The sequence below is a fragment of the Microcystis aeruginosa NIES-2549 genome (assembly GCF_000981785.2).
Taxonomy (GTDB): domain Bacteria; phylum Cyanobacteriota; class Cyanobacteriia; order Cyanobacteriales; family Microcystaceae; genus Microcystis; species Microcystis aeruginosa_C.
On record NZ_CP011304.1, the window covers coordinates 684,216 to 706,818 of the forward strand.

Annotated in this window: 21 protein-coding genes and 1 pseudogene; 8 read left to right on the forward strand and 14 right to left on the reverse strand. The window is 43.1% G+C overall.

Annotated features, from left to right (window positions below):
- Positions 1–13: 13 nt before the first annotated feature.
- Positions 14–1,456, reverse strand: coding sequence for a Fe-S cluster assembly protein SufB (sufB, locus tag myaer_RS03305; protein ID WP_046660944.1), 1,443 nt, complete (start codon positions 1,454–1,456; stop codon positions 14–16).
- A 223-nt stretch (positions 1,457–1,679) separates the two neighbouring features.
- Between sufB and sufR the strand changes: the two genes are divergently transcribed.
- On the forward strand, positions 1,680–2,318 hold the full coding sequence (gene sufR / locus myaer_RS03310; protein WP_012265479.1) for an iron-sulfur cluster biosynthesis transcriptional regulator SufR: 639 nt from the start codon (positions 1,680–1,682) through the stop codon (positions 2,316–2,318).
- 46 nt (positions 2,319–2,364) lie between these two features.
- Here the strand turns inward: sufR and myaer_RS03315 are convergent, their stop codons facing one another.
- The 3 genes from myaer_RS03315 to purD all read right to left on the reverse strand — a co-directional run bounded on the left by myaer_RS03315 (position 2,365) and on the right by purD (position 6,727).
- Positions 2,365–3,921: a type II CAAX endopeptidase family protein gene (locus myaer_RS03315; protein ID WP_046660945.1), complete on the reverse strand. Its 1,557-nt coding sequence runs from the start codon at positions 3,919–3,921 to the stop codon at positions 2,365–2,367.
- Between the two features lie 105 nt (positions 3,922–4,026).
- A complete protein-coding gene (locus tag myaer_RS03320) occupies positions 4,027–5,253 on the reverse strand; it encodes a glycosyltransferase family 4 protein (RefSeq protein WP_046660946.1) in 1,227 nt (408 codons plus the stop codon).
- Positions 5,254–5,461: 208 nt separating this feature from the next.
- Entirely contained in the window at positions 5,462–6,727 is a 1,266-nt protein-coding gene (gene purD, locus myaer_RS03325) for a phosphoribosylamine--glycine ligase (RefSeq protein ID WP_046660947.1), read from the reverse strand.
- A gap of 698 nt (positions 6,728–7,425) precedes the next feature.
- Between purD and myaer_RS03335 the strand changes: the two genes are divergently transcribed.
- The 5 genes from myaer_RS03335 to nusB all read left to right on the forward strand — a co-directional run bounded on the left by myaer_RS03335 (position 7,426) and on the right by nusB (position 13,658).
- Positions 7,426–8,790, forward strand: a complete 1,365-nt coding sequence (locus myaer_RS03335; RefSeq protein WP_046660948.1) for a UDP-N-acetylmuramoyl-tripeptide--D-alanyl-D-alanine ligase — start codon at positions 7,426–7,428, stop codon at positions 8,788–8,790.
- A 7-nt stretch (positions 8,791–8,797) separates the two neighbouring features.
- Positions 8,798–9,748, forward strand: coding sequence for a hypothetical protein (locus myaer_RS03340; protein WP_046660949.1), 951 nt, complete (start codon positions 8,798–8,800; stop codon positions 9,746–9,748).
- Between the two features lie 723 nt (positions 9,749–10,471).
- Positions 10,472–11,059, forward strand: a complete 588-nt coding sequence (gene hemJ / locus myaer_RS03345; protein WP_046660950.1) for a protoporphyrinogen oxidase HemJ — start codon at positions 10,472–10,474, stop codon at positions 11,057–11,059.
- A 344-nt stretch (positions 11,060–11,403) separates the two neighbouring features.
- Positions 11,404–12,867, forward strand: a complete 1,464-nt coding sequence (locus myaer_RS03355) for a DNA phosphorothioation system restriction enzyme (RefSeq protein ID WP_046660951.1) — start codon at positions 11,404–11,406, stop codon at positions 12,865–12,867.
- 137 nt (positions 12,868–13,004) lie between these two features.
- On the forward strand, positions 13,005–13,658 hold the full coding sequence (nusB, locus tag myaer_RS03360; protein WP_046660952.1) for a transcription antitermination factor NusB: 654 nt from the start codon (positions 13,005–13,007) through the stop codon (positions 13,656–13,658).
- Between the two features lie 18 nt (positions 13,659–13,676).
- Here nusB and myaer_RS03365 read toward each other — a convergent pair whose 3' ends face one another.
- Together myaer_RS03365 and gloA are read right to left on the reverse strand one after the other, a co-directional pair.
- Positions 13,677–14,150, reverse strand: coding sequence for a CYTH domain-containing protein (locus myaer_RS03365; RefSeq protein ID WP_046660953.1), 474 nt, complete (start codon positions 14,148–14,150; stop codon positions 13,677–13,679).
- A 21-nt stretch (positions 14,151–14,171) separates the two neighbouring features.
- On the reverse strand, positions 14,172–14,582 hold the full coding sequence (gene gloA / locus myaer_RS03370; RefSeq protein ID WP_046660954.1) for a lactoylglutathione lyase: 411 nt from the start codon (positions 14,580–14,582) through the stop codon (positions 14,172–14,174).
- 283 nt (positions 14,583–14,865) lie between these two features.
- Here gloA and myaer_RS03375 point away from each other — a divergent pair.
- A pseudogene (locus tag myaer_RS03375) lies at positions 14,866–15,129 on the forward strand (RNA-guided endonuclease TnpB family protein); the annotation flags it as partial.
- Between the two features lie 116 nt (positions 15,130–15,245).
- Entirely contained in the window at positions 15,246–15,968 is a 723-nt protein-coding gene (locus tag myaer_RS03380) for a PulJ/GspJ family protein (protein ID WP_046660955.1), read from the forward strand.
- Positions 15,969–16,023: 55 nt separating this feature from the next.
- Here the strand turns inward: myaer_RS03380 and trpE are convergent, their stop codons facing one another.
- The 8 genes from trpE to myaer_RS03420 form a co-directional block, all read right to left on the reverse strand.
- The gene (gene trpE / locus myaer_RS03385; protein WP_046660956.1) at positions 16,024–17,544 is read right to left on the reverse strand and encodes an anthranilate synthase component I; all 1,521 of its coding nucleotides are present in this window, start codon (positions 17,542–17,544) and stop codon (positions 16,024–16,026) included.
- 134 nt (positions 17,545–17,678) lie between these two features.
- Positions 17,679–18,104, reverse strand: coding sequence for a photosystem I reaction center subunit II PsaD (locus tag myaer_RS03390; RefSeq protein WP_002740397.1), 426 nt, complete (start codon positions 18,102–18,104; stop codon positions 17,679–17,681).
- Positions 18,105–18,272: 168 nt separating this feature from the next.
- Complete coding sequence (locus myaer_RS03395) at positions 18,273–19,910, reverse strand: ABC transporter permease (RefSeq protein ID WP_046660958.1); 1,638 nt, start codon at positions 19,908–19,910, stop codon at positions 18,273–18,275.
- A 65-nt stretch (positions 19,911–19,975) separates the two neighbouring features.
- On the reverse strand, positions 19,976–20,509 hold the full coding sequence (locus myaer_RS03400; RefSeq protein ID WP_223210047.1) for a hypothetical protein: 534 nt from the start codon (positions 20,507–20,509) through the stop codon (positions 19,976–19,978).
- 23 nt (positions 20,510–20,532) lie between these two features.
- Complete coding sequence (locus tag myaer_RS03405; protein ID WP_046660959.1) at positions 20,533–20,739, reverse strand: hypothetical protein; 207 nt, start codon at positions 20,737–20,739, stop codon at positions 20,533–20,535.
- A 41-nt stretch (positions 20,740–20,780) separates the two neighbouring features.
- Positions 20,781–21,221, reverse strand: coding sequence for a type II toxin-antitoxin system VapC family toxin (locus myaer_RS03410; RefSeq protein ID WP_002758462.1), 441 nt, complete (start codon positions 21,219–21,221; stop codon positions 20,781–20,783).
- Entirely contained in the window at positions 21,221–21,448 is a 228-nt protein-coding gene (locus tag myaer_RS03415) for a hypothetical protein (RefSeq protein WP_002758463.1), read from the reverse strand. The genes myaer_RS03410 and myaer_RS03415 overlap by 1 nt, the downstream gene beginning before the upstream one ends.
- 180 nt (positions 21,449–21,628) lie before the next feature.
- The gene (locus tag myaer_RS03420; RefSeq protein ID WP_046660960.1) at positions 21,629–22,438 is read right to left on the reverse strand and encodes an MBL fold metallo-hydrolase; all 810 of its coding nucleotides are present in this window, start codon (positions 22,436–22,438) and stop codon (positions 21,629–21,631) included.
- Between the last annotated feature and the right edge of the window lie 165 nt (positions 22,439–22,603).

Sequence of the window (22,603 nt, forward strand, 5' to 3'; positions counted from 1 at the left end):
CCTACTTTACTGATTATCCGACGGTTCCTTCTAGCTTGAGACTGAGGAGTTTATCGGCTTCGGCGGCGAATTCCATCGGTAATTTACTGAGGACATCCTTACAGAAACCACTGACTAACATAGAGACAGCATCTTCCTCGGAAATACCCCGTTGTGCGAAGTAGAATAATTGGTCTTCACCGATTTTAGAGGTAGAAGCTTCGTGTTCTACTTTAGCACTGTTGTTATCCACCTGAATATAGGGAAAAGTGTTAGCTTCGGCATTATCTCCAATCAGCATAGAATCACACTGGGAGTAATTTCTTGCTCCCTTGGCTTTCGGTCCCATTTTCACTAACCCGCGATAGCTATTTTGGGAGTTACCCGCCGAAATTCCCTTAGAAATAATCGTACTCTTGGTGTTGCGGCCGATGTGAATCATTTTCGTACCTGTATCGGCCTGTTGTTTATTATTAGTTAGGGCAATTGAGTAGAATTCCCCAACGGAATTATCGCCGACTAAGACACAACTGGGATACTTCCAAGTAATTGCTGAACCGGTTTCCACCTGCGTCCAAGAAATCTTAGAATTAACTCCTTTACACAGACCCCGTTTAGTGACGAAATTGTAAATACCTCCCTTCCCATTGGCATCGCCAGCATACCAATTTTGTACCGTCGAATATTTAATATCCGCATTATCGAGGGCGACTAATTCCACAACGGCGGCATGAAGTTGATTACTATCGTACATCGGAGCGGTGCAACCCTCTAAATAACTTACCGATGCCCCTTCTTCAGCGACAATTAAAGTTCTTTCAAATTGTCCCGTCTCACCGTTATTAATCCGAAAATAGGTGGACAATTCCATCGGACAGGCGACACCTTTGGGGATAAAAACAAAGGAACCATCGCTAAAAACGGCCGAATTAAGAGCGGCAAAATAATTATCACCCACGGGGACTACAGTACCGAGATATTTTTGTACTAATTCAGGATGTTCCTGTAAAGCTTCCGAAATAGAACAGAAAATAACCCCCTGTTCTGCTAGTTTTTCTTTAAAAGTTGTGGCGATAGAAACGCTGTCAAAGATAGCATCGACGGCCACGTTAGAAAGGCGTTTTTGTTCCGAAAGGGGAATGCCTAATTTTTCAAAGGTTTCGATTAAAGTGGGGTCAACTTCTTCAAGACTGTTGAGTTTTGCTTTTTTCTGTTTGGGTGCAGAATAGTAGATAATATTTTGATAATCAATGGCAGGATAGGAAACGTGCGGCCAACTGGGTTCGGTCATCTTTTGCCATTGATGGTAGGCCCGGAGACGAAAATCGAGCATGAATTCCGGTTCCTTCTTTTTCGCCGAAATTAGGCGAATAATCTCCTCATTCAAACCGCGGGGGATGGTTTCCGATTCGATATCGGTGATGAAACCGTACTTGTAGGGTTGGTTAACGAGGTTTTTAACGGTGGTTGCACTCATGGGGGTTAGTGTTCTCTCTACGCGGTAGGCAGGGGAGGCAGTTAAACAACAATAAAGTTGTTTAAATTGATTATATAATAGATTAACAACAAAGCTGTTGTCAAAGTCACGGAAAATTTGAGAGGATGCTGGTAAACCTCTGTTATTCAGGTTACTCTGGAAGGGTAATTGGCCGCTCCTTGACCCTCAGCAATTGTACGCTAAAGCCTCTGTTTTTGGTATCATGACCACGACTCAACCCGCCTCGACGAAAGACGATATTCTGCAATATTTGCTCAAAAACGGTCAATCTACTGCCCAAGACTTGGCTGAGGAGTTAAGTATTAGTCCGCAAGCGACGCGCCGCCATCTTAAGGATTTGGAGGAGGAAGGACTGATAGAATATTTTGCCGTACAAAATAAGATAGGACGGCCCCAGCACATTTATCGCCTCAGTCGTCAAGGTCGTGGCCGTTTTCCCCATAATTACGATAATTTCGCCGTTTCTTTCCTCAATACTCTCGTGGAGACGGTGGGAGAGCAACAGGTGGGGGAAATTCTCAAAAAACAGTGGCAACGCAAAGCGGCAGAATATCAATTGCGCCTCGGCAAGGGGTCTTTAGGGGAAAGAATGAGAAAATTGCTGGAAATTCGCCAAGAGGAGGGTTATATGGCAGAATTAGTGGCACTGGAAGCAGAAAATAGTTATGTCCTAGCCGAGCATCATTGCGCTATTGCTGAGGTGGCTGGTTCCTATCCCAGTATCTGTGGCCATGAATTAGAAATGTTTGCCATGCTGCTTCCCGATTGTACGATCGAACGGACTCACTGGATCAACCAAGGTGAGCAACGATGTGGTTATCTAATTAAGTGCAAGGGTTGAAAGGGGGAGATTAGTTATCTCTAGACTAAGAGACTTTTGACCTCACCTAACCCGCACCGCTGCCCAATAAAAATAAACTTAACAGGGTGCCACCATTCCAGAGACTATGAACCAACATCGAGGATAATAAATTTTTCGAGCGGGTGTAAACAAAGCCAAGAACACAACCTAGGACGGTTAAAGGCAGCACTTCTGACAAATTTTGGTGAGCAAGGGCGAAAATCAAACTACTAAGCGCAATCGCACCCCAGACGGGTAGATAACGAGTCAAAGAAGCTAGTAAAAAGCCGCGAAAGACAATTTCCTCGAAAAAAGGAGCGGCAAGGGAAGCAGTAAAGGCAAAACAGAGCAAAGCGAAGGTATTCTGGGATTCTAGGGCTAAAGTCAGCAGCGGGTTACTACCCCCCTGTCCTTGCCAAATTAGTTGATTGAGCAAAGAAACGATAATAACCAGGGGTAAAGCGACAAAATAGCCAGCTAATCCCCAGAGAAACCAAGGACTAAAGAGGTTAAAACGAAACCAATCGGGAGGTAAAGGGCGAAAAGGCTTAATAGCTAGGTATAAAACCGATAAACTGCTCACTGTTAAGGCTAAATAACTAACTACAACGTATATTGCTTTAGCTTCTAGACTGAATTTTTCGGGATTGAGACTCAAGAAACTCGATAAAATCCCGAAAATTACCGGTAAAACAATTTGTCCGACGAAAAAGAAACCGATAATTATTCCCCACCAGAGGGTTTCTCCTCCCCACTTAGTTTGCCAAGCGAGACTATCATCTAAAAAGAGCAGCGCTCGCTGTTGGCGGAGCAGCCACTGCACTAATAAAAAGACCAACAGCACAACACCGATTAAACCGCCGATAAGAGGCAAGAAAGCCAATAAAATTAGTTTAATTAAGGCATTAGCCACCACTTCACTCTGTTCTTCCTCTAAAGCGAGTAAATCCTCTTGACGATTTTCGAGACTATATAATTTTTCCAGAATGGTATAACGAAACCATCCTTTAAAATTGCGCTCGATTCTCGCTTCAGCATCGGCAGCAATTTCGGGGGGTTCACTGTACAATCCCTCTAACAGCAGCGCATTTTGTAAAACAGCAGGTTTATAGTTCTCAAATTCTGATTTTTCCTTGATGTCTTGCCAGATTTGCCTTGCCGCATCCAAGTCACCTTGACTAGCTTGAATGAGACTTAATTTTAGCTCTAAATCCTTGAGGGAGTTGATGTCGCGCTCAAGGGATTTTTTTTGTTCGGGATTAACTGCTGATTTTTTTAGTTCGGTGATTGTTTTTTTGGCACTTTTCTGGGCTGATAAATACTGTTCCTCGGCGGTGCTGTATGGGTCTTGACCGATCAGGGAAGTTTGAATTAATTTAAGATTAGCAAATTCTTCGCTATTAGGGTCAGCATCGCTGCTGAGAGTCGTAGCTTGTAGGTTGAGATTGGTTTGATACAGTTGAATATTCGATTGGATTTGGGGTTGATTAACGCTAGAAATCAAAGCTGTAACCACTGGAGTTAAAGCAATAATTGTTAAGACAAAAGTGATCGCTTGTTTGAGACTTTGCCAGGGGAGTTTTTTTGAGAAATTATCGAACATGAAAATAGTTAAGTGGGAGTTAGGGGTGAGTTGATGGGGTGATGGGGGTTGGGTAATAGGTGTCGGGGAAAATTTTCCCTATCCCTAATCCCTATACCCTAGTTGTTAACTAACTACTTGAGAAAAAAGCTTTTCGTATTGATCTAAAGTCTTTTCAAAGGCATAATTTTCCTCCGCGTATTGTCGTCCCTTTTCTCCTAGTATAGTTGCTAAATCTGGGTTTTTGTATAGCTTTAAAATAGCTGTAGCTAATGCCTCTGGATCTTCGGGATTAACCACCAAACCACCACCACTGCGCTCGATCGCCCTAGCGGCGGTTCCATCGGCGGGAACAGAAGCAATAATAGCACGGCCACTAGCTAATAATACCTGAATTTTGGACGGCATATTAAAGGAAATAACGTTATGTTTTTGCATCACCATACCCACATCAGCAGCGGCTAACATTTCTGGTAATTTTTCCCGGGGTTGAAAGGGTAATAAAAGCACATTACTGGCCCCCTGTTGTTGGCGATACTTTTCTAGGCGCTCAAGGGCCTCTTTTTTGCCAACAATTACCACTTTAATCTCAGGAATATTAACTAATTGAACCGCAGCATCGATCAGGGTTTCTAAGGGTTGGGTTAGGGCAATATTCCCAGAATATAAAACAATAAACTTGCCCTCAAGATGATTTTCTTGGCGGAAATAATTATGGTTTTTCGGCAGAGGTTTAATAAAGCTGACATCCACCCAATTGGGAATCTCAATAATTTTCTCACTCGGCACATTTTTAGTTAGGAGATTTTTGGTAAAACCATCGGCAATAACTGAGATTTTGCTGGCAGTTTTGTAGGCAAATTTTTCAAGACTACTAAAAACCTTAATCATTTTCTGGTTAGTTAATAATCCCACATGAACTGCCGCATCGGGCAGAATATCCTGTAAATTTAGAATAATCGGCACCCCATATAATTTACTCAATAAAGCGGCGGGAACGCAAACGGGTAATCCGGGGACAGTTAAGAAAATTAGATCGGGTTTTTCACCTTTAAGAGCCTGAAAGAAACTCAAAAAAACAAAGCTCAACTCAAATAAAATACGATTTTTTAGACTTCTTTGGGGGCGGATCCAAACGTAGGAACGTTGAATTTTAACACCATTTCGTTCTTCTTCTAGATAGATTTTTCCTCGGTATTCGGGATCGATTTCACTATTAGGATACCAAGGAAAAGCCGTCAAAACCCTAACTTGATGACCTCTTTTAACCAATCCCTCCGCCAATTCTGTCATTAGGGGAGCAATGCCGATCGGTTCAGGATAATAATTATAAGAATAGAGCAGAATTCGCATAGGGATGGTAATTTGGTTGGGCGATTCAGTTTCATGATTTTATCAATAGTTACTGGTTTTTTGACAAATCAGATTCGCCTTTGTCAGGGATTACCCTAGAAAGAGGTGAGCATTCGGTCAGAGAGGCGGAAAAAAGGGGAAATTGGCTAATAAATTAATCCTCAAAACCCCTAACTATTCCCCCTTCCCCCTGCCTCAATACTGACCCTTATTTTTCCCTTACCCGGTGGCCGATATCACGACGATAATAGATGCCCTCAAAGTGTATCCTGTTCACCGATTGATAGGCAAGTTCGATCGCCTGATTAAAATTAGACCCCATAGCAGTGACACCCAAAACGCGGCCGCCATCGGTGAAGATATCGCCGTGTTTTAAAACCGTGCCAGCGTGGAAAACGATCGCTCCCTCGGTTTCAGCGGCCTTAATTCCCGTGATTAACTGGCCTTTTTCGTAGTGGTCGGGATAACCGGCAGAGGCAGCCACCACACAAACAGCACTACCGGACCGCCATTGTAAAGAGGGGAAATCAGTTAATTTTTGTTGAGCGCAAGCCAGCAGTAGGGGTGCCAGGGGAGTTTCCAGTAGGGGTAAAACCGCTTGGGTTTCGGGATCGCCAAAACGACAGTTAAATTCGAGAACTTTTGGCTCTCCGGCGGGGGAAATCATTAAACCCGCGTAGAGGACTCCCCGATAGTCAATGCCGCGTTTTTGCAGGGTGGCGACGATGGGGGCGAGGATGTCTCTGTCCACCGCTTCGATCATGGCGGCGGTGGCGATGGGTGCGGGGGCATAAACTCCCATACCGCCGGTATTTTTGCCGGTATCGCCTTCACCGATGCGTTTGTGATCTTGGGCGGGTAGCAGGGAACGAAAGCTGATCCCATCGGTGAGGGTGAGGATAGACACTTCTTCCCCTTCTAGGAATTCTTCCACCACGACTTTAGTAAAGCCACTGGTAAAAAGATCATCGATCGCTTCTAGGGCCATATCTACGGTTTCGGCGACAATTACCCCTTTTCCTGCGGCTAATCCGTCGGCTTTCACCACGATGGGCGCTCCTTGCTCTTGGATATAAGTTTTTGCTAATTCTGCATCGGTAAAGGTTTCCGAGGCGGCGGTGATCACTCCGGCTTCGCTCATTAATTCTTTGGCCCAGGATTTGCTCGATTCAATTAGGGCCCCGGTTTGTGTGGGGCCAAAAACCGTTATTTCTTGGGACAGAAGATAATCGGTAATGCCGAGGGAGAGGGGATATTCTGGACCGACAACCACCAAATCGACGCTATTTTCCTGGGCAAAGCGACTAATTTCGGCAAAATCCTCCATTGTTATCGGGATATTTTCACATTGAGGTAAAATTGCCGTTCCCCCATTACCCGGAATGCAGAACACTTGTTCAACTTCGGGTGATTGCAGCAGTTTCCAAGCCAGGGCGTGTTCTCGACCACCACTGCCGATAACGATAATTTTCACGGATAAACGCAGCCTAAATGACGATGGTTTAATTATCCCCTAGCTCCGGGGTGTCATTGGCTAGAAGTTGAGATTACTTAACTTTTTAATCCTCGCTCCCCACCTGTTGAGCAATAACCCTGGCCCTAGTCCTACGGAGGTGATCAGATAAGGGATTTGCGTAGGAATAATATCCCAGCCAGAAAATCGCTCTGTAGAAGAACCAGACCAGCCAGATGGCACATTATCAAAGCGCAAGTCCCTAACACCTCGAAGGCTCTCCCCCTACTTAGGGTGATCAGCAAACCTGAGCGATCGGAGGGCGCAAGCATTGCGCCCCTACAGTAACGGATTTTGTCCACAATGTAGGGGCGAACTGCGTTCGCCCAAAAGGTACATTATCAAAGCGCAAGTCCCTAACTGCTGTAAAGGAGTCAATTGTGATTAGATAGTAGATGCGCCCTTCTTAGGCTGTTCCTATTTTGGGTCATTCTACGCCATCGAGTTGGCTCTCTCGGACATTGGCTGAAAAATATTCACAATATTAGATTATGGGCGCAAGCAGTTCGATAAACTCACTGACCACGTTGCGTCCTTACATTGCACCCGGTGCGATTGAGAGAGCCAAGAAACATCGATTTTATCTGCTCTAAGTCCCCGTTAAACATCAATCTATCCTCTAGATTATTCGGAATTTACTCTAAGTATTTTTATTGTCTATGCCCTGTCATTTATCCCTCAATCAACTAGCTCAATTATTATCCTTTCAAGATAAAGCTGACATAAGTTTTAGTCCCGATATTTTAGTATCTGGCATTAATACTGATAGCCGTAGTATTGAGCCTGGACAAGCATTTTTAGCCTTAAAAGGTGATAATTTTAATGGTCATGATTTTATCGATATGGCTATCGAAAAAGGAGCGGCGACATTGATTGTCGATCAGCCAGTTTCGGTAAATTCCTCTAGTAATATTCCTGTATTCCTAGTCCAGAATACCCTAGAAACCTATCAGCAATTAGGCCATTGGTGGCGGAATCAATTTACTATACCCGTGATTGCTATTACGGGATCGGTGGGGAAAACCACCACTAAAGAATTAATCGCCTCCCTATTAGCAACCCGGGGAAAGGTACACAAAACCCTGGCTAATTATAACAATGAGATCGGAGTGCCGAAAACTCTCCTCGAACTGGATGAAACTCACGATAGTGCCGTAATCGAGATGGGAATGCGGGGACGAGGAGAAATTGCCCTGCTCGCTCAAATCGCCCAACCGACGATCGCAGTGATTACTAATGTGGGAACTGCTCACATCGGTCGTTTAGGGTCGGAAACGGCGATCGCAGAAGCGAAATGCGAGTTATTGGCCGAGTCTCCTTCTGGTAGTATAGCTGTTCTTAACTACGATCACCCTTTACTTACTGAAACAGCTAAACGGGTATGGCAGGGGGAAACAATTACCTATGGCTTCTCTGGCGGCGATATAGTCGGGGAATTACTGGATTTAACTACTTTACGAGTCAATGGACTAGATTTTAACTTACCTTTATCTGGTCGTCATCATGCTTTAAATTTTATGGCAGCCTTGGCTGTAGCGAAAATTTTAGGCATCGATTGGACTTCTTTGCAACAGGGAATTAAGGTTAATTTACCCAGTGGTCGGGCTAAACGTTACCAATTAGAGCCGGATATCCTACTCCTCGATGAAACCTATAACGCGGGTCTAGAATCAATGTTAGCGGCCTTGGATTTACTGAAAGCTACCCCCGGTCAGCGTCATATTGCTGTTTTAGGCACGATGAAGGAGTTAGGGTCTTTTTCGGAGCAATTACATCGTCAAGTGGGTGAGAGGGTGCAAAAACTAGGCATAGATCGCTTGTTTGTCTTGGTGGACGACCCCGAAGCTAAACTTATTGCTGAGTCCGCTACTGGGGTCGCTTGCGAATGTTTTCAAACTCACGCAGATTTAATTAATCGTTTAAAGGAAGTGATCGAGTCAGGCGATCGCATTTTATGCAAGGCTTCCCATTCCGTCGGTTTAAATCGGGTGGTGGAGGAGTTAATCAGTGATATTGGGGGTTAGGGAATAGGTGTTAGAGAATAGACCATTTTTTGGCAAGAATAGCCGATTAAAAACTGTTTTTTCGGGTATTTTAGCCCTAGTTTTCTTTTTTTCGGCCGTGCAAGTCTCTTTTGCTCAACAATCGAGACGACTGGAGACTTATCTCCCAGATCTCAGTGGTTTAGCTTGGGTGGAAGGAGATGTTTTTCTAGGGGTTCACGATGCCAAAAATAAGGGCAAAAACAGTGATCCATCTCAAGCAAGGCTGAGTCTTTTACAGCTACCTACAGAGGAAAAACCGCTATTCTGGCAGGTTTTAAGGGTAGATTGGCCAAATCCAGAGGGATTGAGTAACGATCTCGAAAGTATTACTCATATTCCAGAAACTAATTTATTTTTGTTGGCTGAAAGTGGCGAGAAAAAACCTTTTCAAAGACTGTTTTTAGCAGCATACAACCAGCAACAAGTCAAGATAGTTGAGCAAATAAATTGGCCGATCGCGGTGGAAAATGTAGAGGCGATCGCTGTTAGTCGGCAAGGCGATCGTTATCTATTTATCTACGCAGAACGGGCCGATAGTCAAGAGAGTACAAGGATTCGCTGGACGGATATCTCGTTCAATCCCTTAAAATTCGGGGAATTTCAGTCGGTAACTTTTCGGAGTCCTTTTGGTAGCGGTAAAAATATTCGCCCCATCTCCGATTTAGCCGTAGATAAGCAAGGTAATATCTACATAGCTTCTGCTTACGATCCAGATAATGCGGGAGTGTTTAGAAGTGCTGTTTACCGTATTGGTCAAGTTACAGCCGATAATAGCCTAATTCTTGCCCCTAATCCCCAAAAAATTGCAGAAATCGACGGTGCTAAAGTGGAAGCGCTGACTACCAGAGAATCTCCTAGAGGTGAAGTAGAAGTCTTTATCGGTACGGATGACGAGAATTATGGCGGTTTTCTGCGACCTTTGCTCTTAGATAATTAGGGTTTGCTGTACTGAATTTAAACTGCCTATGAGAATTTTTAGTACAAATGCTCGAACTTTCTCTCCTTGCTCCCTTCTCTCCCATAATTACTCGCAGCTAGAAATCCGCTAGACCGCAGCATAATTTGTGCTTTTTGTCAAAAAAACTTTTTTTTTGCAATAAAACTACACAAAAAAAAGATAATCGTTGTGGGTGAAATTGACTCATTTAGCTATCTTAATTAGGATCACCTTCTAGGTGTGGCAAGGGTTTCAACCGTTGCTGCCCAAAAAAGCACAGAAAAACCCATTATGAAATTCAGTAAAATCGCTGTAACCAGCATAACATCGTTGTTAAATAAAAATCTTTCTCAATTAATTTTTAAGAATTTGTAAATATTGCGGAATGTTAATTTAAATATTCTCAAGTTTGTGGAGTTAATCAATAATTTTTGCTTATCTTTGTCGGAAAATAGGACTCTTGCAAAAATTCAACATCTACCATTGGGTTAGGAGACAGTTATCAGTTATCAGTTATCAGTTATCAGATGTGAGTTTTTAGTTTATTGTTTACTGAAAAAGCTCCCCACACCCCACACCCTACACCCCACACCCTACACCCCTCTCCCTTCTCCCTGCTCCCCAATCCCTATTTTCCGTCTAAACTTTTGTATAGGGATGGTCTGGGAAAGTATGAATAACTCTTAGACTAATTAATTCGGGACTCACATCACAATATAGACTATGGCTTACTATTGGTTTAAAGCATTTCACCTGATTGGGGTAGTTGTTTGGTTTGCGGGACTATTTTATTTAGTACGTTTGTTTGTCTATCATGCGGAGGCAGCAACACAAACCGAACCCGCACAAGCTATTCTGAAAGCACAATACGAGATCATGGAGAAGCGACTCTACAATATCATCACCACACCGGGGATGATTGTCACCGTGGCCATGGCGATCGGTTTAATCTCCACAGAACCAGAAATTTTAAAATCGGGATGGTTACATATTAAATTATCCTTTGTGGCTCTTTTACTGCTCTATCATTTCTACTGTGGTCGCATCATGAAAAAGCTAGAAAAAGGGGAATGTAATTGGACGGGACAGCAATTTCGGGCCTTAAATGAAGCACCAACCCTGTTATTGGTAGTTATTGTCCTTTTGGCAGTATTTAAGAATCAATTACCCCTCGATTTGACCACTTGGTTAATTGTAGCTTTAGTGGTATTAATGGCAGTGACAATCCAACTTTATGCTAAAAAACGTCGCAAAGATCAAGAAAAACTTCAGCAAAATACTCTCCAAAAAGAAGAAGTAGCGACCATGTAAATTATCCTAATCCTTGCCTAGGTTTCTAGGATAACAGTTAAGAGTGGTTTGATAGCTGTGGGATGGTCTTTTTAGTCCATCCCAATTATATAGGGAGCAACCTTTAGCTTTTAGATTTTTGGCTTTTTGCTACTTTTGAGCTTATACAAAAACTATTTTTAATAGTGTGATGAACTGCCAAGCTATGGATTGTTTCTCCCACTTCCCACTTCCCACCATCCTATACCTTTTAAACAGGATTTAGTATAAACCTCTTGCGAACAGGAAACGCTATAAATAAAAACAATCTCCTGACTCCTGACTCCTAACCCTAACAACAATTTTTGATTTTTACAAGAGGTCCTATGAATAGTTGCTGGATAGATTGGGAAAAAATAACTAGAGATTTTCTGAGTTCTCGCAAGCTCAAGCAAGTGGCTGAATTGCGAGGATTCTATCGAGTCAATCCCTCTGGTATTCCTAGAATTCCCCCCGATTTAGAATTGAGAGACTACCAAAATACAGCGATTATCAGTTGGTTTCGTAATCGGGGAAGGGGAACTTTAAAAATGGCCACTGGCAGCGGTAAAACTATTACTGCTTTAGCTATTGCCATGGAACTTTACCAAGCGATAGAACTGCAAGTATTATTAGTAATTTGCCCCTATCGTCACCTAGTCAATCAATGGCAAAGAGAAGCGGAAAAATTTAATCTTAAACCGATTTTAGCCTACGAAAGTGTCCATACATGGCAAAGTCAACTAGCCACAGAATTATATAATGTGCAAGCGGGTAATCAAAAATTTGTCACTATTTTAACTACTAACTCAACTTTTATTAGCGAGGGTTTTCAATCACAAATAAAATTTTTTCCCGATAAAACTTTAATCGTTGGTGATGAAGCACATAATTTAGGTTCCCCCCGATTAGAGGAATTATTACCCCGTTCTTTAGGTCTAAGATTGGCTTTATCCGCCACTCCTGAAAGATATTTTGATGAGGAAGGAACTGACGCTATTCTTGAATATTTTGGACAAATTCTACAACCAGAATTTACCCTAGGTGATGCTATTAGTAAAGGAGCTTTAGTCAATTATTTTTATTATCCAGTCTTGGTTGAATTAACCGATAATGAGGCTTTATTATACGCAAAATTAACCCAAAAAATCGGCTGGACTTTGCAGAAAAATAGTAATTTAAATGGTAATGATAATTTAACAGCACTGTTAATGCAAAGGTCACGATTAGTTGGTTCAGCGAGTAATAAATTACAGGCTTTACAACAACTGATGCAAGAGCGTTTAGATACGGATCATACTTTATTTTATTGTGGGGATGGTTATGTAGAAAATTATACGGCTAATTATCGTCGTCAGGTAGAGGCAGTTACTCATTTATTGGGCAATCAATTAGGTTATAGAGTTGCTACCTACACCGCAGAAACTTCCCTAGAAGAACGCGAAAAAATTCGCCAACAATTTGAGGAGGGTTATCTGCAAGGATTAGTGGCAATTAGATGTTTAGATGAAGGAGTAGATCTGCCATCAATTCAAAACGCAGTCATTTTGGCTAGTAGTGGTAATCCTCGACAATTTATTCAGCGTCGCGGGCGAATATTGCGCCCCCATCCCGATAAAAAACAGGCCACTTTATTTGATATGATCGTTATGCCACCGACCTTAGATCGAGAAACCTGGGAAGTAGAAAGGAATTTATTACGCAGGGAATTAAAACGCTTTCTAGAGTTTGCTCAATTAGCTATTAATGCTCAAGAAGCTGAGACTAAATTAGGGGAGATTCAAGATAGATATTGTCTTTTGTCTAATTAAAAGTTAAAAATTCATATTTTTGAAGCTTTTATGCTAGAATAGAAGTTAGTCAAGAATTGATCGCCGAGAAAAATTAACCCAACTGGATAGCGATCGATAAAGTTGTATAATTTTCTTCCCTCTACTTCTAAACTTCTATGCCTCCCCGTCAACAACCCCGCCGCATTGCTCGAGAACTTGCCCTTTTGAGTTTAAGTCAGATTAAAGGTAATCCTGAAAACCTGGAACAGCAAACTTTAAACGATTTAATTTTAGTCGCAGTTAGAACCTTAACCGTCGAAATTCAAGAAACCTTAGAAACTGCCGCTGCTGAAATTAGTCGTGGTAATGAAAGGATTCTCGCTAGTGATACTAAGGCAACAAATATAAAAAGCGCTCAAACTATGGTAAAAGAAGCGATTTCTCTTACCCACAATGCCATTAATCGTTTGGGAACCGTGATAGATTTTCCCGAAATTGTCCAGTTATCTAGTCAGTACGAAGTGCGGGAATATGCCCTAGAATTAATCGGTACAGTCTATCGTCGTCGTGCGGAAATCGAACAGGAATTAACCGGTGCTTTAGTGGATTGGCAACTGCATCGTTTACCGAGAATCGATCGGGATATCCTGCAAATTGCCGTGGCAGAAATGCTCTATCTCGATATACCTCAAAAAGTAGCAATTAATGAAGCGATCGAATTAGCCAAACGTTATTCTGATGATGAAGGTTATCGTTTTATTAATGGCGTTCTCCGACGGGTAACGAATAAGCTAAACGAAGCAGAAAAAGCCGTATCTACCCAGAGTTAAACTGGGAGGAAATTCATACTACAATGACCACATTTTATAGGGAAATTTCTGTAAATTGCTATTGTAGTATCGCGCATCTCCCGTGACTTCTTCGCCGATCCAATCGGGAATAGTAATGACTTGATCCTCTTGTTCCAACTCAATTTCAGCCATAATCAGTCCTTGATTATCTCCCAAAAATTCATCAACTTCCCAAGTTAAATTATCCAAAGAAATGCGATGACGAATCTTTTCAATTAAAGGTTTTTTACAGAGGTTTTCTAACATCAGTGCCGCGTCTTCTAGGGGAATTACATACTCGAATTCCTGACGACTAATGCCCTCAGTCTTGCCTTTAATGGTTAAATAACCCCGATCTCCAACTACACGAACCCGCACGGTTGTCAATCCATCTTGGGTGGGAATATATCCCTGACGATACAACTTGCCAGCAGCCAGCGATCGCCAAGAATCACCTTTAACCAAAAACTTCCGTTCAATTTCAACAGTCATAAGCTTTTGACGACAATAAATTTAAGCCGTAGCCACGGCAGCACCCTGGGTTCCTAGTTGAATTAACTCGATCTTGTAGCCATTAGGATCTTCCACAAAAGCAATCACCGTCGAACCGTGTTTCATCGGGCCTGGTTCCCGGCTGACATTGCCACCAAGAACTTTAATTTTCTCACAGGTGCTATAGATATCATCCACGCCTAGGGCAATATGACCGTAAGCATTACCGACCTCATAGCGATCGACTCCCCAATTATAGGTCAGTTCGATGACAGCATGATTAGCCTCATCGCCATAACCGACGAAAGCGAGGGTAAATTGACCATTGGGATAGTCTTTCTGGCGCAATAACTTCATTCCTAGCACATCGCAGTAAAATTGTAGAGATTCCTGCAAGTTATTGACTCGGAGCATGGTGTGTAAGAGACGCATGATTATTTAGATGAGATCGATCGAAAATTACTCATCCTTGATTGTAACCAGTCCTTGGGCCTTCTTATCTCCTTGAGGCTCAACAATTATACCAATACAAGTGTACGAAATTTACCGTAAAACCACTTACTCCCATTTAATAGCTGTGAACAAAATCAACTCTCTGGCAACGCCTAAATCACCTTAAATGTCGGCATTCCTCCCCCGTTACACTTATATGGTTAGCGGGGGAGGAATGCCGACCAGTATAAAACGCGCGTAGCGCATCAACGCTAAATATGTTATGCTTCACTCTGGTGAGTTTTCTGGAACCGTGGAACAATTCCTGACTCTAGTAGTAAAGCTTCAAGTGGGTAGCGAACAGCAACAATTGTTGTCCGATACCTGTTCTGCTTTTGCGTCGGCTTGTAACTGGATTAACGAGAACGTCAACCCCCGGCTGACTAACCGGAACTCAATTCAGGCTGTCTGTTATCAGGACGTTAAGGATCGGTTCGGACTGACGGCTAACCACGTTGTCAGAGCTTGCGGTCGGGTGGCGGCTAGTGGTTTCTGAAAACCCCTTTTGACTTGACTGACCGATAATTTAATAAAATCTCTGTGACTGCAATAAATGCCAAATATTGGGAGTACAGAACAGAGAAATTGGCACGGGTTAAAGCTATGCGTTTTTATTTAGGGGACATCAATCACCTAGTCCGTTTACAAAAAAAATCCGCTCGGTTGGTTCGACAAGCAGGTTTCACGATTACAGAAGTTTTACTGGCAAGTTCGATGATGGTGATTGTCATCTCGGTGGCGGGAGATGCAGTGATTAACCTGCTCAGAAGTAACTATCGAGCTAATGCTGGTGCTGAAATCGAAAATAATCTTAATCGTACTCTAGAGTTTGTTTCAGATGAAGTGAGACGAGCAAGAATTATCGCTGACAAAGAAGCTGATATCGTGACGACTCAAGTACCCACAGGAGCGCGAGCAGTTCTTGCTTTCCAAATTCCTAATCCCAACAATCCAGGTCAGACCCTCCCCAACCAGATCGTTTACTATACCAAAGGCCCTGAAAATAGCTTAACCGGTCCGCGAGTCTTGTGGCGCTACGGTCCAGACTTGGACGCTAACGGCAACTATAATATTAATTCTTGGCAACATTCCCCTGTCACCGATAGGTTAGCAGCGGCTGCTAGTAACCCCAATTGTCCCACGGGTTTTACCCGAATCCCCGCCAATCCTGCCGATGTGGACGATTTTTATGCCTGTGTTCGCAACGGTGGTCGTCAAGTGATTTTGAATGCCAACGCTGAGGTAAATCTGACCACTGGAGATACCGATAAAGATAAAGTTAACTACTCTGTCAGCACCAGAGTTTCCCCTAGAGCTACCGATTAAATATTTTTCCTCCTCATGAGGTTAAATAGAGAAGGATGATCCCGGTCCAAAAAATCTAACTTAAACAGCGAATTGCCTCCAATAAACCCCTGGCTTTGTTGAGGGTTTCTTCATACTCTTTCTCCGGCTCAGAATCAGCTACTAACCCCGCTCCCGCTTGCACAGAAACCAGATAATTTTGATTACCCTGGGGACGAACAATCATAGTGCGAATCGTGATGGCACTATTTAACTGTCCCTCGAAATCGTAGTAACCATAAACCCCTGAATAGGGACCGCGACGACAGGGTTCTAATTCATGAATAATTTCCATGGCGCGAATTTTCGGGGCCCCACTGACGGTTCCCGCCGGAAAACAAGCTTTTAATAAATCCCAAGCAGTTTTATTGGTTGCTAAATCCCCGACCACATTACTAACAATGTGCATAACGTGGGAATAACGTTCAATTATCATTAATTCATCCACTTTGACCGTACCTCGATCGCAGACTCGACCCAGATCATTTCTCCCCAAATCCACTAACATAATATGCTCGGCAATTTCTTTGGGATCTTGCAATAAATCCGTGGCTAAAGCTTGATCTTCACTGAAGTTTTGTCCCCGGCGACGGGTGCCAGCAATTGGTCTGACAGTGGCCCTTATTTTACCTAATTCATCCCGTTCTGCCTTAACCATCACTTCAGGACTAGAGCCAATAATCTGCCAATCCTTAAAGTTATAAAAAGCCATGTAGGGAGAAGGATTAATCAGACGCAGGGAACGATATAAATCGAAAGGATTACCCTGATAATTGGCATTTAAACGCTGGGAAATAACCACCTGAAAAATATCCCCCGCTTTGATGTAATCCTTAGCTTTTAGGACATTTTGACAGAATTTTTCCTGAGTTGTATTGCTTTCATAGACTAATTCTTTCCCGTGACCAACCGGTAATAATTCCAGAGTTTTGGCATTAGTTGGTAGGGGTAATCGTAACTTCAGAACTAACTGGGTCACTCGATCGCAGGCCGCTTGATAAGCAGCTGCGAAATCGGGATTGTCACCCCGGATATCGGCATAAGCTATCGCCCAGATTTTCCGTTTAACTTGATCGAAAATAATCAGATTATCCACCTGCATCCAAATACCATCTGGTAGATCGGCATCGGTAGCGGGATAAATAGGCACTCGCGGTTCGATCCAATTAATTAATTCATAACCCCAAAAACCAAATAAACCCCCTATTCCTGCGGGTAATTGCGGCAATTTAACCGGCACAATCGGGGCTAAACATTGAGTTAAAATCTCGAAAGGATCCCCCGAAAAAATCTCTTGAGAACCATCGCGAAAAGTTTGGGTGGTGGTGTTTCCCCGCGCTTCTAATACCCAGACGGGATCGCCTCCTAAAAAGCTGTAGCGTCCCAAGGTTTCGCCACCTTCCACCGACTCTAATAAAAAATTGTAGGCCTGATTGGCACAAATTTTATACCAGGCCGAAACCGGCGTTTCTAGGTCAGCGATCCATTCTTGATAGACAGGAATAAAGTTACCTTGACCGGCGAGTTGACGAAAGCGATCGAAGTCGGGGAAGATCATATTTTGATGGTTCAGGAAACGGATAGCACAACACTTGTAGCCGATTGCGATCAGAGAAATCGAGAGTCAGAAGTTAAATCTTAGGGCCAAATAGCTTCTAAATCTAACTCCCCACTCTCGATTTTAGGGTTTATTTATGCTTCGTAGGGAGTGACACCAGAGAACTTAATTGTCGCCGGTTCGGGGTTTTTGCCGATATTGCGGTCTTTTTTGCCGAAAAATTCACGACCAGCGTTAACTTTTTCGGGGAAGACACCATCAGCAGGGTGGAGATACTGCACTTCACCACTGGGGTAAATCCGATAGATTTTGTAATCTTCGATTTTGGGTTTGAATTTCGTCCGGAATTGGGTACCAAGAGCGAGCGCGTGTTCTTTGCGGGCCAAATAGAGGAGATTTTCGCCTTCGTTCATGATAGCGGCGCCACCGGTGGGCATTTCAAAGACTTGTTCTTTGCTGCTTGTCCAGGTGATGGCGTATTTTTCTTCCAGATCAGCTTTGGCGAGTAAACCGCCCGTGCTGCCACCGAACTTAGGAGCTTTTCCAGAAAGTTCTGTCATAGGATTTTGTTCTCTCTACAAAAATAAAGAAAAGGGGTTTTAGGGAATCCTATCACTGACACCCCCTCTCTCTAGTAGTTTTGTCAAGAACTGTAACATTATTTTGTACTAGACTATAGAACTAAGCTGCTGGCCGATCGCCAACTGGTCTAGGAATCGACCACCACTTTAATCGATCGCCCGTCGGGAAATTTGCCAACTCAAAAAAATTACCGGAATTAATCCCACTAGGACAATGGCTAGGGCCGGGGCCGCCGCTTCCACCAAACGTTCATCACTGGCGTATTGATAAACGCGCACCGCTAGGGTATCAAAATTAAAAGGTCTTAGGACCAAAGTAGCCGGTAATTCCTTCATCACATCGACAAAAACTAACATAGCCGCCGTCAATAATCCCCCCGACAAAAGAGGAATATGCACTTTAATTAAAGTGGCACCAGTGCCATAGCCAAGACTGCGGGAAGCATCATCTAAACTAGGTTTAATTTTACTTAAACTCGATTCTAATGTGGAAAAAGCTACGGCTAAAAACCGGACAATATAGGCAAAAATAACCGAAAAAATCGTGCCGCTCAGAATTAAATTGATATTTAATCCTTGATTGAAAAAGTTATCTAATTTGCCGAGAGGAATTAAAACCCCCACCGCGATAACAATGCCGGGGATAGCGTAACCAGCGGCGGCAATCCGCACAGAAAGCTTAAGAGTTTTATTCGGATTAAGTCTTTCCCCGTAGGCGAGAATTAAAGCTAAAACTACCGCAATAATTGCGCTTAAACTAGCCAGAAAAAAACTGTTTACCGATAAACTAAAAAAGTCATTATTAAAAGTTTCTTGGGCATGATTAAAGGCTAGATAGGCCAGATAGAAAGCGGGGGCAATAAAACCCAGAAATACTGGCAAAAAACAGGAGATTATTGCCAAAAAACTGCGAACAAATCCTAGTTCGTACTTAGTCGGTGACTGGAAACGATTGGTCATTTCATAGTAACGAGCTTGACGACGGGAGGATTGTTCAAGGAAAACTAAAACGAGGATAAATATCATTAAAACTGTTGATAACTGCCCCGCCGCTATGCGATCGCCCATACCGAACCAAGTATTATAAATCCCCGTGGTAAAAGCATTAATTCCGAAATACTGCACCGTACCAAAATCGTTCAGAGTTTCCATTAAAGCTAGGGCCAATCCCGCCATAATTGCCGGTCTTGCTAGGGGTAAAGCGACGGTAAAAAAACCGCGCCAAGGATTACATCCCAAGGAGCGACTTGCCTCCACCGTGCAGACAGATTGTTCTAAAAAACCGACCCTTGCTAACAGATAAACGTAGGGATAAAGCACCAGTATTAACATCAGAATCCCCCCCCAGAGAGAACGGATATTAGGAAACCAATAATCCTCGACACTATCCCAAGCGAAAACAATTCTTAAGAACGTCTGCACCGGACCAAAATAGTCCATCATATTGGTATAAGTATAGGCCAAGAGATAGGCAGGAGCGGCAAGGGGTAGTAATAATAACCATTGAAATTGTTGACGACCGGGAAATTGACACATCGTTGTTAACCAAGCGGTGCCGACACCGATGATTAAAACGCCGCTGCCCACCCCGCACATCAACCAAAAAGAATTAACTAGATAATCCCAGAGAACAGTTTCGAGCAGATGTTGCCAGACTTGACTGGAATTAGTTAATAAACTACTGGCCACCGATAAAATTGGCAGGGAAACAAGCAGGGCAATTAGTAAAACTGCAATTGTCCATCCCTGTCTAAAAAAAGAGCGAGATTCTTTCAGCAAAAACATTTTTAATAAAATTGTTAAAGCAATTTGTAGAGAACGGTCTAGTTATGCCTTCTTCGCTTGTGAGGTCAACTTACAGCCAGCAGTTCATTAAGCTTGTTTTTCAGATTTGGCGATGTCATCAGCGGGTTGTAAACTTCTCCTGCGTAAGGTTGCCAAACATAACTAGGGCTAAAGGAGCGAAATACTGGCAATATTCCTAGCTCGCCTGCAAGTGGTTTCGCTAAAACCAGTCCTGGGATAGATAGATTGGATGATTCTTCGATAAGCTCAGTGTATGTTCTAAATTCATCGACTTCAACACCAACCAGTGCATAACGGAAGGTGGGGGCAAATCGTAGGGACTGATAGAGTAAAATACCTAACTCTGTCATTGAATAGGCACTTTCAGGGCTGTCTATTCCCACTTCGCTAAGATTATTTGGTGAAACGCGACACCACCAATTTTCTTCTATGTCTTGGAATGTGTCTGTGCGACATTGGCACTGGCGACCATTTGACAGCAACAATGACATTCCCTGAAAATGTTGAGCAAATTTATCGGCCTTGCTCTCATCAGAACCACATTCTGCGGATAAACTAAATATCCATGCCATTTTCATAGACTCCTATTGTGTGTATGCCACTAATCCACCTTTTCCCAATATTTTTGGGTCTTTGCCAATGCCGCTTCGTACCTTTCTAGAGCCATTGTAACTCTTGGCATGATGCTAACGTGGGTTGGGCTATCTTGGACAGCCTGTAAATCTCCTGTAATAATGCTGTCATCAATCTGCCACAAAGGATCTTTGCCCATGCCGCCAAATTTTGGCTGTAACTGCTCACTTTTCACTCCTCACCCCCTCACGAACCAAAAAGCCTGTAAACTTGATTTTATAAGGTGGATTTGCTATTATTTGGCTCTTGCAAGCGATGCAAGCACTCCTGAACTGATAACACAGGTACCGATGAATTCAAAAACCCTTGATTATCTCGGGTCAAGATAGCATCAAGTCCTTGAGCTACAGCACAAGCAACCTGAATCCCATCCTCATAATCAGCCAAACCTGAACTAAACGCTACCTCTAGAACCTCCCGGTTTACAGGGCAGATTTCCATTGCTGTCAATGTCTCTGAAACTGCTTGCCGTGCTTGCTCAATACTGCGCGTGTGTCTTCGAGCAATGTAAAAAATGTCCGTGAGGGTTGTGGCTGTGACATACCCGACGATCTGACCGGAATCGATCGCCTGAAATAGTCGTTCTGCATCTTGGAAAAATAGCTCTCTCTGCAATAGAAAATCTAGGAGAACATTAGTATCAATTAAAACTCTCACTAAAGGTATTTCTCCAGCCGACGCTCTTCCAACATGGCAGCTACTTCTTGGTCGGTTGGTGCAAGTTGGTCTGTTTTGAGTAAGCCACGCATCCGTTGAATTGCACCAGCACGATCAGGTCTAGCAATTGGGGTACTCTGCAAGGACTCAATAATGGCGCTAACCAGCGCAAGTCGCTCGCTCGGTGATAGCTTAACCGCTTCTTCCTTTAGGTCTTGTAGTAACATAGACATTCCTTGGGGCTGAATATTCTGGAATTTCTTAAAAATAATTATAACCCTGATTTATGATCAGGGCTGTAGGGCGAGTTAGCAACAACGTAACCCGGGGAATATCAGGAAATTGATGGTGCGTTACACGAGAAAAAATTAGTTAATCAATAGGACTAGGTCATTGGTTCCTAAAAATTAGGATTTCTCGAACAGTTTGCGGTAGTCAAACACGCGAATGAGCGTCCCTTTTTTGGGTAAATCGGCGGCACGAATCCGTAATTTATTGTCCTCGATCAAACGGATATTTTTATCCTTGACTAACTTGAGAAACTCATCTACAGACACCAATTCACAGGCATTTTTATCGGCGGCACCGGTAAAGTATTGCGTCGGGACAACAATTCGCGGTTGTAAAACTTCGATCGCCTGTTTTGCTTCTTGAGGATTATAATTTTTTGGACCCCCTCCCACGGGAATAAAAGCTAAATCCGGGGAACCTAGCAGAATTCTTTGTTCTAATTCGATTGGGGCCGCTGCCCCTCCTAAATGGACAATACTAATCCCTGCTTGGGTCCAACGCCAGGCCACATTCATGCCGAAACGTTGCCCACCCATGCGATCATGGGCGATACTAATGCCCTGGAATTTTAATTTACCCAGATCATAGGCCCCCGGATCAAACAAAATTTTCGGATTACCTGGTAAACCCTCGGCGGCCCCTTCATCCCAGAGTTGACTACTAATTAAAACGATATCTGCTTCTACTTTTGGCAAAGGAAAACCCGCCGTACAACCGATCGCCCGGAAGGGATTAACGAGGACTCTTTGCCCTCCTCCGGTGAATAAAAAGCAACTATGACCCAACCATTGAACTAAGAGGGAATTATCGGGTTTTTGGGGGGAAGTGGGGTTAGTGGGTTTCGGTTTAGTTTCCGCTAAAACTGAGCTTACTGCCACGGTTAAGAAACTTGCCCCCGCCGATAAGATAAAATCTCGCCTTTTCATAAATGTAGATGCAGAATTAATCAAGTTAAGTAGGGAGGCACAATTATTTGTCGGATGGGTTAGCGGTAGCGTAACATGAGCGGGTGTTGGGTTTCATGCTTCAACCCAACCTACGTTCATCTTCTATTTAATTCCACCCACCCACTTAAGGTTAATTTCAGGGGT